General features: G+C 39.9%; 9 protein-coding genes. 3 read left to right on the forward strand and 6 right to left on the reverse strand.

From position 1 onward, the window contains the following. Positions 1-245: 245 nt before the first annotated feature. Together Q4557_RS19235 and Q4557_RS19240 are read right to left on the reverse strand one after the other, a co-directional pair. Positions 246-3,494, reverse strand: coding sequence for a type I restriction endonuclease subunit R (locus Q4557_RS19235; protein ID WP_303414868.1), 3,249 nt, complete (start codon positions 3,492-3,494; stop codon positions 246-248). Beyond that, a complete protein-coding gene (locus Q4557_RS19240; protein WP_303414871.1) occupies positions 3,470-4,654 on the reverse strand; it encodes a PD-(D/E)XK nuclease family protein in 1,185 nt (394 codons plus the stop codon). The genes Q4557_RS19235 and Q4557_RS19240 overlap by 25 nt, the downstream gene beginning before the upstream one ends. Positions 4,655-4,686: 32 nt before the next feature. On the opposite strand from Q4557_RS19240, the gene Q4557_RS19245 reads away from it, so the two are divergent. Both Q4557_RS19245 and Q4557_RS19250 read left to right on the forward strand, forming a co-directional pair. Beyond that, positions 4,687-7,074, forward strand: coding sequence for an RHS repeat-associated core domain-containing protein (locus Q4557_RS19245; protein WP_303414874.1), 2,388 nt, complete (start codon positions 4,687-4,689; stop codon positions 7,072-7,074). Continuing rightward, the gene (locus tag Q4557_RS19250) at positions 7,052-7,300 is read left to right on the forward strand and encodes a hypothetical protein (RefSeq protein ID WP_303414877.1); all 249 of its coding nucleotides are present in this window, start codon (positions 7,052-7,054) and stop codon (positions 7,298-7,300) included. The genes Q4557_RS19245 and Q4557_RS19250 overlap by 23 nt, the downstream gene beginning before the upstream one ends. A 751-nt stretch (positions 7,301-8,051) precedes the next feature. Here the strand turns inward: Q4557_RS19250 and Q4557_RS19255 are convergent. Further along, positions 8,052-9,461 (reverse strand): DEAD/DEAH box helicase, encoded by a 1,410-nt coding sequence (locus tag Q4557_RS19255; protein ID WP_303414880.1) that lies wholly within the window; start codon positions 9,459-9,461, stop codon positions 8,052-8,054. Positions 9,462-9,466: 5 nt separating this feature from the next. After that, on the reverse strand, positions 9,467-9,994 hold the full coding sequence (locus Q4557_RS19260) for a response regulator (RefSeq protein ID WP_303414883.1): 528 nt from the start codon (positions 9,992-9,994) through the stop codon (positions 9,467-9,469). Positions 9,995-10,125: 131 nt separating this feature from the next. On the opposite strand from Q4557_RS19260, the gene Q4557_RS19265 reads away from it, so the two are divergent. Continuing rightward, complete coding sequence (locus Q4557_RS19265; RefSeq protein WP_303414886.1) at positions 10,126-10,332, forward strand: helix-turn-helix domain-containing protein; 207 nt, start codon at positions 10,126-10,128, stop codon at positions 10,330-10,332. A gap of 119 nt (positions 10,333-10,451) precedes the next feature. Here the strand turns inward: Q4557_RS19265 and gmtX are convergent, their stop codons facing one another. Together gmtX and Q4557_RS19275 are read right to left on the reverse strand one after the other, a co-directional pair. Further along, positions 10,452-11,090, reverse strand: coding sequence for a gamma-mobile-trio protein GmtX (gmtX, locus tag Q4557_RS19270; RefSeq protein ID WP_303414889.1), 639 nt, complete (start codon positions 11,088-11,090; stop codon positions 10,452-10,454). Continuing rightward, a partial coding sequence (locus Q4557_RS19275; RefSeq protein ID WP_303414892.1) for a VPA1269 family protein occupies positions 11,087-13,720 on the reverse strand: 2,634 nt, incomplete at its 5' end. The genes Q4557_RS19275 and gmtX, both read right to left, overlap by 4 nt.

The following is a 13,720-nucleotide window of genomic DNA, read 5'->3' on the forward strand; positions in this document are numbered from 1 at the left end:
GGTGATATTAGATTATTGAGGGTAAATACAAATGACTAAACCTCGAGAGATATCCATTTCAAACACATTTCGGGGCAAAAGTGATTTACTCGTCTAGGCTCATTTCTGGACAATTATTAGTTTGGTTTTAATTCCGGTAAACGGCTATCACCTAAATATTTTTTATGCGAAATGTTAATTAACTCTTTTGGGTGTTCGAATAGATATGCAAAAGACAAAGCTTTTACACTTTGCCTTTACTTAATCTAAGCGGCATACCAACCATCAGCCAATACTTCAGCTTGTTCTAAAACAAGCTTAATCGCCGCTTCTGAAGCATCTGGCGGGTATTTCCATCTACGCAGTAATCTGCGTACAAGGTTGCGCATTCTGGCTCGTACACTATCGCGTTTTTGCCAATCAACTGTTGCTGACTTACGCAGTTGCTGAGTTAACTCAATAGCAAGGCTGCGCAAGTTATCATCCCCAAGTTGACGCACTGACTCTTCGTTTTCGATTAATGCACGATAAAATGCGATTTCATCAACGGAAAGGTTCAGTTTATCAAGCATTTCAGCATCTTCTTGCATCTCTTTCGCCCATTGAATCAGCTCTTCAATGACCTGTGCGGTTTCAATGCTGCGGTTATGGTATTTTTGCAGCGTCGACATAATGCGTTCAGAGTATTTTTTCTCCTGCACCACATCATTTTTCATGCGAGCTTTAACCTCGTCACGAAGTAGTTTTTCAAGTAACTCCACAGCGAGATTTTTCTCTTTCATGTTTTTAACATCTTCTAAGAACTCTTCAGAAAGAAGCCCAATGTTTGGCTTATCAAGCCCAACCATAGAGAAAATATCATCAACGCCATCAGCTATAACTGCATTATTTAGTATTTGCTTTAACGCTGTATTACGTTCTTCATCGGTGCGTTTTTTGTCTACTGAAGAGTGCTTGATAAAAGCTGTCTTAATCGCAGAATAAAAAGCAATTTCATTCTTATAACCGTGGGTTTCATCCATGGTGTTACACAGTGAATATGCCTTCGTTAGCGCCGCCATCACATCTAAGAAACGCCTCTTTCCGTCTCTGACTTGTTTTCCGTTGGCGTCAGTATGAGACAAACCTGATAAATGGTTTACTGCTCCCGGTAACAAGCGCAATGCATCCGTTTCAAAGTCCGGACGGTAGTTGAATACGTTTGTATCAACGGGTGTTGCGAACATACCTCGAATGATATCAACCTTTTCCATCAACACAGCAAACGCTTCTGCCGTATCGACGGTGGGTTGCCCTTTACCTTGGCTATTTGTGTAGGTTTTTAGTGCATTTTTAAGCTCATTAGCGATACCAATATAGTCAACAACCAAACCGCCCGGCTTATCTTTAAAGACTCGGTTAACACGAGCTATAGCCTGCATCAGGTTATGTCCTTTCATGGGCTTATCGATATACATGGTATGACAACAAGGAGCGTCAAATCCTGTTAACCACATGTCCCGAACAATGACTAACTGCAGTTCATCTTCAGTATCTTTGTAGCGCTTCTCGAATAGCTTTTTGGTTTTCTTATCATGAATATGCGGCTGCATCTTTTCTTTGTCAGATGCGCTGCCGGTCATCACAACCTTGATTACACCTTTATCGGTATCTGGGTGATGCCACTCTGGTTTAATAGCAACAATAGCATTGTAGAGGTCAACACAGATCTCTCGGCTCATCGAGACAATCATTGCTTTGCCAGGAAATGTCGATGTTCGAGTGGTGAAGTGTTCAACCAGATCTTTTGCAACTTGGTCAATACGAGGCTGTGCACCAACAAGCTTTTCAAGCGTCGCCCATTCCGACTTCACCTTTTCACGATCAGCAGTTTCCTCGTCTTCACCAATCTCATCTTCTACTTGCTCATTAAGTTGCTCAATTTCATCTTGGTTAATATCAAGCTTAGCTAATCGAGATTCATAGTAAATTGGCACCGTTGCACCATCTTCTACCGCATCTTGAATATCATAAATAGAAACGTACTCACCAAACACACCACGGGTATCTTTGTCATCCATGGCAATAGGCGTACCTGTAAAGCCGATAAAGGACGCATTAGGCAAAGCGTCACGCATATACTTAGAATAGCCGTAAACGAACTTATGGCCGGTTACAACACCGTTTTTATCCTTTACTTCAACCATCTTTGACTTATTGCCATACTGGCTTCGGTGGGCCTCATCAGAAACTACAACGATATTACTGCGTTCAGATAGTCTTGGGTGCTCTGTTTCTTCATCCAACAAAGCAAATTTTTGAATCGTCGTGAAGATGATGCCGCCAGATTGGCGATTTAAAAGTAGTTCACGTAACGCGTCACGATCATCCGCTTGCTGAGGTATTTGCTTTAACGTCTCTTGTGCCATCCCGAAGGTGTTATAAAGCTGACCATCGAGATCATTTCTATCCGTCACCACCACGATCGTTGGGTTATTCATTGAGGCTTGCTGTAACAGTTTACTCGCGTAGCAAACCATAGAGATGCTTTTACCACTACCTTGAGTGTGCCAAACAACCCCAGCCTTACCACTGCCTTGCTTAATCTTTTCTAGTGCAGGGATAGTGCTTTCAAGGAAGTTACCTGAGGTATTGGCGGCACGAACCGTCGCCTCAACTGCAGCTCTCACTGCGTGGAACTGGTGATAACCTGCAATTTTCTTGATGATTTTGTCGTTGTCGGTTTCAAACAACACAAAATAACGAATGTAATCGAGGAGTAAATCTTGCTTGAAAAAACCTTTTACTATTGTTTCCAATTGCCAATCAAAAAGGCGTCTATCCGTTTCATTATCAACAGTTTTCCACGGTAAGTATCTTTCTTTATTCGCAGTTAATGAGCCAACCTTTGCAGTCACCCCGTCGCTAATCACTAATGCCTCATTGAAAATAAATAGATCTGAGATTTCATTTTTGTAAGTTTGAAGCTGATTAAAGGCATTCCAAATATCGGCATGTTCATCAGCAGGGTTTTTCAACTCAATAACAGAGATGGGCAGGCCGTTAATAAACACCACCACATCTGGGCGGCGATTACCTTTTGTACCTGTAATCGTAAACTGATTCACGATAAGGAATTCATTGTTATCAGGTGTCGTAAAATCCATTAACTGAGCGTGAGTATGCTTTGTCTTCGATTCACCATCTTCAACAGCCGTATATTCAACAGGTACCCCTTCAATCACAAACTTGTGGAATACACGGTTGTTTTTAATGAGAATTGGCGTCTCGGGGGAAGAAACGATATTCACGACATCATTCAGAGCCTCTATCGGAAGCTCTGGATTGATGATCGCTAACTGGTTTAATAACCTCTGTTTTAAAACGACTTGATGGTAATCATCACGCTCTGGAGAATCTCCATCAGGTGCGATGTCATAGCCATTTTTATACAGGTAACCTTGGTCGGTGAACCAGCTGATGCACGCTTGTTCTAATTGGTCTTCGGTGATCACGCTACGTCCTCTCGATTCCATTTTTGCATTTCGCCGCAAAAGACGGTGAATGACTCGCTATCAATAAATAATCGTTGAATTGCCGCCATCTGATTAAAGAAAGTTTCTTGCTGCTGTTCAAATGTACTGGCACTAGCGATAAATTCAGTCAAATCACGATAGATGATCAATGGATGCCATTTATTCGCTTTATTCCCAAGTGTCGTCCGATCACTCAAACGCCATTCCTTAGGCAGTTTTGACGATATATCTAAAACTAATTGGTCATAATAGCCATGTACTTTAACTTTTGGTTGAAGCTTTTTATTGACGCTTAACACAACTGCCGCAATAGGTGTCGTATTGAGGAGGTCGTGAATTTGATGATCAGCACCATCAACAATAAAGCCACAAAATAATGCCGGTTGCCATGCTTTCTCATCGTTAAAATCGGCTAATGAAGAAAACTCTAACCCTATTCGGCCCCAGGTGTCATTTCGGCCACGTGCATTTCTATGTTTGGGTGGGCTAGAAAATAGCGTCGAACGACTTTCTGTCAACAATGGCCATTGGTTATTAATCGAGTGCTGACAAATATTATAGAGTTGCTGATCTATGTTTTTGGCTTCTTGGTAGTAGGCAATTGACAGCGGATTAATCGCCGATACGTTAATTAATCCATTGCTTTCGAGTAACTGAATAAACTCTTCGCGGATCCAATTAAGTTTTTCGTTATCACTCTCTATGGCTTGGATCTGCTTGGCAATATCGTACCAGCACAATGCAATATCAGGCTGCTGCCTATGTTGCCCTACGTGCGCGGTAATCAATACTATTAAAAAGCGTTTATTAAGAGATTTCTCAGCAAAGTCTCTATAGTTGCTTAATTGTTTGTGATGAAGCTCTGACCAAATTTTATGTTCAAAGATCACACAAAAATCACGGTCTATAGATTCCCACAGCATATCTGGGAACTTTCCATTGAAGTTGACTTGGGTATCGACATATTCAGACTCAGCCATAGAGTCAATAGCCAACCCTTTCAGCACCGCTTTTTCTTGTAAAAGATGGTTTATAGCCTGACGCACAGACTCATCATTTTTCAACAACCAAGCAAACGCTTCTGTTACAAAGTTTTCTATCGGTGATGTCTTATGGCTTGCCGCATATTTGCTGATGTTAACAAGTAAACTATTTCGCATTGCAATCCCTTGCTCTTAATTTGATTATTATATTGTTGTTTCGGCTAAGTCGATTTCGCCCTACAGCGACTTATACTTACAATGCATTGGGTCAAGTAGATAAAACGACTCTGCCTGATGGTTCATATACAGATAATGAATTCGATGATGGTTATCGCATTGATTATTTAGAGGACAATACAGGGAATAAAACGCACTTTACTTACAATAACATGAGCCAAGTGGAGTCAATGGCGTTCAAAGTTGGCTCAACCATGCATTTTCAATCAAATGTCTATTATGATGAACTCGGTCGAGTTCGACTCAAACAAGGCCAGAATGGCCAACAAGATACCATTACTTATTATAAAGACGGTAATATCAAAACCATTACAGATGCATTGGGTAATGAACGTTCTTTCACTTATGATGCGTTAGGGCGCCTTAAAACCAGTACCGATGCGGAGTTAGCCGTAACATCCTATACCTATAATAGCCAAGGTAAAATTGCGACTGTCACAGACGATAACGGTAATAAAACCATTTATACTTACAACGGATTTGGTGACCTAACTAAGCTCAACAGTCCTGATACGGGGATTACTGACTTTGAATATGATGAAGCGAGTAATTTGATTAAAAAGACCGATGCTAATGGCAACGTCTCCCGCTATCGTTATGATGACATGAACCGCATCACCATGATGGTGTCGGGCTACCAGATGCAAGGGTTCAGTTATGATGAGGACAAAGATGCTGATAGTAATAAAAATTACAATGCCAACGCCTTAACCCAAGTCGCTACCAATGGTGAATGCACCAACTTCAATTACAATGCCTATGGAGAGTTATCTTCCAAAACCAGCGATATTTTAAATCAAACCTATATCGTCAGTTACACGCCTGATAGCTTTGGTCGTATAAAAGATATTACTTACCCTAGTGGCAACAAGGTGACTTATGCCTATAACAACATAGGCAAAATTAATAAGGTAACAGCGACTATTGGTGGCCAAACTAAGAATGTGTTAACAAGCATTACTTACAAACCTTTCGGTCCCGCTTCAAACTGGACATACGGCAATGGCTTAGCGCAAGTTGACACCTATGATACTGATTATCGCTTAGATTTAAGATATATCTCAGGTAAACAAAAGTTAGATTATACCTTTGAATCAAACACTAATAATATTGAAAGTATCATCAATACATACAACAGTGCTTATTCGCAGACCTTTGGTTATGATGATACTTATCGATTAACATCAGTATCGAGCAGTGCAGATAATCAATCTTGGTCATATGATGGTGTGGGTAACCGTGAGACGAATACGGATAATGGAGTAAATTATACCTATGCCCTCAATTTAGGCTCTAATCAGCTTAATAAAGTGACGAAATCGGGTAGCACACGTGCCTTCACAACGGATGATAATGGTAACATTACTCAAGATACTGGGCGTGGAAATCTATACTCCTACAACAGTTCGAATCAGTTAACGTCGAGTCTTAACAACGGGCTCAAAACAGTTTACGGTTATAACTACTCGAATCTAAGAGCCTATAAACAATCTACAGCAGGCACTTCACGCTATATATATGATGCTTCAGGTTTGCTATTAGCTGAGCCTAATGCTAATAAAGAATACATCTACGTTAATGGCACGCCAGTGGCTTATGTGTTGAATAATGTGCTTTATTATGTGCATACAGACCATTTGTCTCGCCCGGAGCTTGTAACAAACAGTAGTGGTTCTGTTGTTTGGAAAGCAAACCTCAAAGCATTTGATAGGACAGTCAATAGCACTAGCATTGGCGCATTCAACATCGGCTTCCCTGGTCAATATTATGACAGTGAATCGGGCCTGTGGTACAACTGGAATCGTTACTATGATGCACAACTTGGCAGATATATTCAGAGTGACCCGATTGGGCTAGCCGGAGGGATTAATACCTATGCTTATGTTGGGGGGAATCCTGTAAGTAATTTCGATCCTTATGGATTATGGTGTATAGGCTCGACAGCCACCGCTGCAATCGCAGGTGGTCTAGGTGGTGCTGCAACAGGGGCACTATTAGGTGCTAATCCTGTGTCAATCGCAGGAGGTGCTGTAGTTGGCGCAGGAGCCGCGGCGATAGGTGCAAACTTTAATAGTGTTAACGCTGGAGCAGGGATTGGACTCATTGCTGGGGGAATTAGTGGAGGAAAGTATGGAGCCATTACTGGTGGATTGACTGGTATAGGTGCTTCATCATCAGGTAGTAATGCTATGGGGGGGTTCTTCGGTGGCCTTGCTGGGGGGCTCTTTATTCAATCCGGTAATGTTGCTGGAAATATGGTAAAAGGGGGATGGGCTGGTATGGTTGGCGGGCTTGTTCAAGATGCTGTTTATGAAGGTTTAATGGAGGCACAAGACTGTGACGAAACGTGCAGTAAATAAAGTTACGTCATCGATAGCTTTGATCGCTATTACTTTATTTTTTGTTTACTTAAGTGGTTGGATAGTAAACTATTTTGAAGAGCAGAATAAACAACTTCCAGAATGGCTATATTATGCTTTTATGGTGGCTTATGTTTTAATTATAAGTGTATTTTACGACAAGTTTATCAAAGCCTTCAGTAAAAGTGACTATCAAAAGAAACCAAACCGAGATCCAAAAAAGTAAAGGGTTTCATTGAATCCGAAGTCCCGCTAGTCGGGGCTTGTATTCGAATCTGCAAGAAATTGTTCAAACCAGCAATGCAGGCTTTTCTTTTGCCTCAAATTCATCCATAAAAATGTTCTGCTGTTAATGCCCTTTGGTTTGGTGCCAAGGTTGCTAATGAGGTGTTAGTGATGACGAATGTAATTGTCTAGGCAAAGACACATATCTTTGTATGCCGTTGATTTATGTTGTTTCCATATTTTTATTGGGAACAATATAATGAAAACCTTTATAATCCGCAGCAGTGGCAAGTCTCATTCTTGCACTGCTACAAAGCGGGTTAAATATCAGCACCTATTGCCGTAAACAAAAATTATCGACATCGAGCTTTTATGTTCACAAAAAACGCTTGGCATTAACTGTTCTGCAGAATTAAATCAGAACATTTTTCTTAAGGATTTTGTACATATTAAATTGGTGATAGATCACCGTTAGCATTCTGGGCCTTTCTAAGTTGTGATCACGCATAAACGCTGCCACATCATTTTTCATGTTCTATAAAATTGTACAAGCATGATGATTTAGACTTGTTAATAAGAAATTTACCATACCTTAGCTAATCCTTGTTTTCCTAATTTAGTAAAATCACTGACAAACTTTTGTCCCAAAGCGACTTCCCCAATCGAGATTGGAATACACTTTTACTGCATAAATATCACATAAAGCCAAGCCTGTTATTAAAAATGGTGCCACCACTTTTAAAGCTTATAAATCAAAAAGGTGAGTTGAAAGTAGATACCACTTTTTCTCGAAAACCACCTAAAATCTCAAAAGATGGTGACGTTGGCCAATATAGATTTTGATTGTTCGAAGTGACTACGAACGGCTGTTTTGGCTCCGTTATATGTGGCGTACTAAGCATAACTTTATGACTATCTTGAGATGGGGAACTTGCTCTTATTATTTCACTTTCTCCCTGCTTAACGGAGACCGTAACAGTTTCAGACTCCCTGAATATAACGGGCACATCTGGAATTTCTTCAGCGATGCGATTTGCAAACTCGACAAGCTTTGGTGCTGCGAATGTATATAGCCAGGCATCTTGATTTGTAGCTTTACTTACTCGTAAAATCCTACCGAGTACTTGCCTAAAATAGAGTTCGGTTTTGACTCTGCTAAGGTGGCAACAAACTTGTAAGCGTGGGATGTCTGTACCTTCGCTTATCATGCCGACACTGACAATCCAGTTCTTTGTACTGTTCCTGAATTCGTTGATTTTGAACGAAGGCTGATCTTCTCTATAGGTAACTATTTCGGCGGTTTGTGCATATTCATTTCTGAGCATATTCAGAATGTATGCTGCATGCTCTATCGATGATGCAACGACAAGTCCAGCAGCATTAGGGTTGTACAGTCTTATGTCGTCTAGTTTGTTAGTCGCCAGCGTTAAGGCATGCCGAATGGCTATATCATTTTTGATGATCGATTGGTAAGAAACTAGTGAACCTTTGAATAGAGCGTCTAGGCAATTAAACGTCTTAGTTTCATTTTCTTCGTCAGTAACCGAGATTCTTTCATTATCTATTAAGACAATCTTCGGGCTTCGGCATACACCATCGGCAACAGCTTCCCTTAACCCGTAGATATAATCACACTGTATTTGATTGTCTGGGTCTGTATAACGAGATAAAGCTATCGGTGCTTGATCTGAGCGCCACGGAGTGCCAGTTAACGCTAAAGTGTATTCGGCTTGGCTTTGAATATTCAATAAGATCTCTTCCCCCCAAGCGTTAGCATCTTCAAGAGAGCTGCCCGAGCAATGGTGGATCTCGTCAAATATCACGAGTACCCGATTTTGTTTTAACAATTGCCAGAAATCCTCTTTGAAAGACAGCATGCTTTGATACGTATAAGAGCAACCAACGGCACCTATGATGCCATCGAAACGACATTCCAGCCGTGTCGAGAAAGTATGCTTAATACCCTGCGATATATTTATCGAAGGTGAAAAGCAAAGTACAAAATCGATAAGGTCTTGCTCAAGTAGCTTAGCAGCGACTTCTGAAGCCATAATCGTCTTACCAGCGCCTGGTGTTGCCAAACAAAGGAAGTGTTTATGTTTGGCACTAAAGTGCTCTAGAGCCCGATTGACGCACTCTGATTGCCATTGTCTTAGATGCATTAAGGTTACTTTTGCTGATGAGCGAGAACAGACTTAATCGCTTTGATTTGGCCGAGTAGTTTTGAGCTGTTTTCACGGGCTTGTAAATACTGAGATTCAAGGTGCGTTTTCATCTCAGGGAAGGATTGATACAACCGCATATATTCTTCTGACTCGCCAATGCTAGTTAGTAAATCAACTTCAGATTCTTTAAGGCGTTTTTCAAGCTGCTGAACAGCGAGACGAGTACTTGCATTAGTCAACTCTGGTTTATTAACCTTTCTTTCAGAGATAAAACTCGCTTCATGAAATAAATCCGACTTCTGATACGTAATCCTTTTAGAGTTTTTCGTTCCTTTTTTTAACAATAGCCCTTTCTTAACTAGCCTCAAAATTTGTCTGTAAACATACTTGCGAACCTCTACAGAATCCTTATTAGTAGGAGATATAGCTAAATATGCATCACGCAATTGAGATACACGGAAATTGTTAAAACTCTCATCCTGGAGAATAGTATGCAACCTTGTGCATATTTTCATTGAAATTTTCGACATTACTTTCTCGCAAGAGGTAGTGATTCACTGTCTTAAGCTCTTTGTACTGAGCATCAAACTAAATGCGGATTATAATCCGTGGCTTTATAAGCCGCAACTTTGGATAGTCTTTATCTTTAACGAGATGAAAAATGAAAGACTTAGCTATCCAATTTGGCGCAAAATTGCGTGATAGGCGCAAAACACTAGGCATTTCTCAAGATAAATTGGCATTACTAGCAGAGATTGACCGCAGTTATGCCGGACGAATTGAGCGCGGAGAAGTGAATATTACCCTCGAAAAGGCATATCAATTAGCAGAAGTATTGGAGTGTGATGTAAGGGAGTTGCTGCCTTAGTTCAAAAACTTTTGCTAGATTTTTAGAACGAGGTTTAACGTTGCCACTACACATTGATTGCCTATACCCGTTGCTCTAGGAAAATATCTTATTCAAAAAAACGTCTACTATTTTAGGTCTTATATAGCCAATATTTTTTCAATCGCATCGACAAAACCTGCTTTGAATATTGTATTACCATCACGATCTTTAACTCTTCCATGCTTATCTGGTGTCCACCCATTTTTTTCAAATGTATCTGGATTAATAGAGTGCGATAATGCTTCTACTTCAGTTGGGAGTAGATTCGACTTAGTTAAAGATGGATGAGATGAATTTTCCATTGCATTGTTATTAGCTACTGGTCTTAGATCAATATTGATATTTGATAGCTCTTTTGCTAATTGAAGTTGCCCAGTTAACTTACTATTTTGTGCAATTAAATCCATTACAAGCCATTTGATACGGGCATCGTCAATATCACCAACCCAAGCATTTTGCTCTTTTACTTTACTGGAAATAACTTTTAAGGGCTTTTTATATTCTGCCCATGATTGAATAAGTGCTCGATATTTTTCACCTGTTTTATTTCTGATGGCCTGTGTCTTTGGACCGTTAACAGCTTCACTTAAACGTCCAATCGTCGCTATTGTAAAATCACAGGACCCACGTTCAGACTGCTCAGTGCATATCTGATGAATTAGCTCTATTGAACTTGCTGTTTTGGGTGTAGAAATTTGCTTAAGTGCTTCACAAAGTTCATGAGGTTTATGACTCATACTACCTCCAATAATGGCTTGTTAATGTCCAATTGACTCGCTTGGCTTCGGAGTAAGATTTTCTTAACTTCATCATGAAGTGGCATGAGCTGATTATCATCATTAAAATCACTTAAAAGGATCTCTGTTCTCATCAATTTTTCAACATTTTCCCACGACTTTAAACGACTCTTTAATAGCTCACTCATTTGATTTCCCACTTCTAGCTGCTGCTCAGGGGAGAGCATGCACAACCATGGCTGAATGCCATTTTGGTGTGCCATCTTGTCAATTAATTGAGAACGCCTAGCATTGGCCAGTGATGCATCACTCAGTGTATAAATAGTTGCATTCTCACACACTGTGCTTAGCTGATGAAACTCGCTATTAGTTTCATCAATACTCCAGTTAATAGAGGAAGCTTCCGTATTAGCAACTAACATAGTTCTCGTATACCCCTCCTCTTCAATGGACTCGTTTAATAAGTTGGTACACTGCATAATAAGCCGTGCAATATGAACAGTATCAGTAGCATACATACAGGTTTCTTTAGCAATCATTTCAAGATTTGATGCCGCTTTATCTAACTCCATTGATTTAGTAAATACTCTTTCACTTTTTTCAGCGTCATACCGTTCATCTTCCAATGTCTCAATGTGAATAATTAGACTTTGTTCTTTTTGCTTAATATAAAACTGTTTCAATGAAATTTCGTTAAATACTGCGGTTAAGCCTCCCAGAAAAGCTGGGCTTGTGATAAAAAAGCGGCAACGAATACAATTTTTTTCACCGAGATGACCAGACGCTACCGGTAAATACTTTTTATGTTTGACGTCACTGTTTTCAACCTCGCCCCCCTGCTCACATTTCCCTCCCCCCATAGGACATATACCTATATCTGTGAAAGAAAATGCTGAAGCCGGATGACCGTCATGTAATTTATTAAAAACTAATCGATCGTTCGGAACCAATGAGCCTCTTACTGCTTCAAATTGTTTATTTCGAATTTGTTGCTGAATTTTCAATGGCGTATTCGCCAAAGCTCGTTTATGTGCTGCGGTCAATTCATCACGAATTTCAGCATGACCTACCTTGGTGTAATAAATAGTCATAACGAGTCGTGCATGACCAACCAACTTTTGAACAATGTGAATAGGCACTTTGGCATCAACAACAAATGCAGTAATCAGGCTCACGCGCATTGAGTGAGGTGTATAGTCCGACTTGTAAGAACTCAAATTAACTTTGTCGTTCACTACATTGGTTAATGGGTTATCTTTGTCTTCTATTTGATGCAGAACATACGCAAGTGCTTTACTAAAAATCGGCTGCTGGTGAGGTTGTTCACTATTGCCCATTCTAAATAAAAAGCAATTCGCACCTCGTTGTTCTAAAATCCTATTTCCAATAGGAACTCTAAGCTCCAGTTCAGTCCATTTTGTTGGCTTTACAATAGCATTGTATTTTGACTGCCAATTTCTAAGTTTAATCATCCAATAATCAAAATTTTCAGGAACCCAAGGTATGTCGTAGCCCCCCTCCTGATGCGATGTCTTATTGGTAGTAAAATGTAAACCCAGCTCATTATTTGAATATTCTTTTATAAAACCTTGTTTTTTTGTCTGCCCTGCTAGTGGTCCTTTGTTCTCGACCCACTGGACTTTACCATTTACAAACTCGGGTATTTTTTTATCTGCTTCACCGCTATCGTTCCAGAGTATCTGCTGCCCTCTTGCTGGAACACTCAATAAAGCATATAAGGCAAAAAAACGAGATGGACACCACATTTGACAAACTTTTTGATTATACGTCCCAATTAATCCTCTTGTATGCTTTCCTTCTCGGCGGTCTTTCTCTACATACCTATATACACAATCCGGATCATGTTTATCTATTAACGAAGGGTCTACGTCAAACCAATCACCTGATACCAAGTCGAACAAATGATTTAAATCACATAGGTTTTTCGATTCTGGTGGTAAAATCCATTCTTTTGCTTTAACCACATAAGTATAAGCTAAGAGAGGTTTATCAGATTCTGATAATTTATTAGCTTTAATTTCCAGTAAAGGGCTTTGAAATCGGCTAAGTGGGTTATGAAAATCAGGATGAATGATTACTTCATCTTCATCCTCTAGACTACATAATTGTTCAAGACAATAATTAAGGAATTCAATAACAATTACGTGAAATTTAGCCTTATCTTTATCACCAAAATAATTCAAGAACTCCTCGTAATGATTTTTATTAACCCTTGTAGTTCTCAGCAAGAACAACTCTGGTTTTGATGGGTTATTGTTTTCTATGATTAATTTGCAGATAAAGGCAACGCAAACTCTTTTTTTTACTGAAAGTCCACGTTGAGAATGCTCCATAAAGGAGTCAAATACATTTTTCCAACCTTCAAATTCCAGGCTAATGTCTGCACGAGAATAAGGTTTTGATTGTTCTAAAAATCCATACCATGTGCCATACGTCTGCCAGTCATCACGGTAAAAGCTATTGGGGTTACTATGCAGTCTAGGGTCTTTCTGATAGCGCTTTTTGTACTCAGGTTGCGATTTAATACCGAGTTTGATGGCCGCTTTTGAAGCAGCCTCTATCGTTGGGTAGTAATCTGGAGTGTCTTTACCTAAAAATCCATACCATGT

Source organism: Shewanella sp. 5_MG-2023 (genome assembly GCF_030547465.1).
Lineage (GTDB): Bacteria > Pseudomonadota > Gammaproteobacteria > Enterobacterales > Shewanellaceae > Shewanella.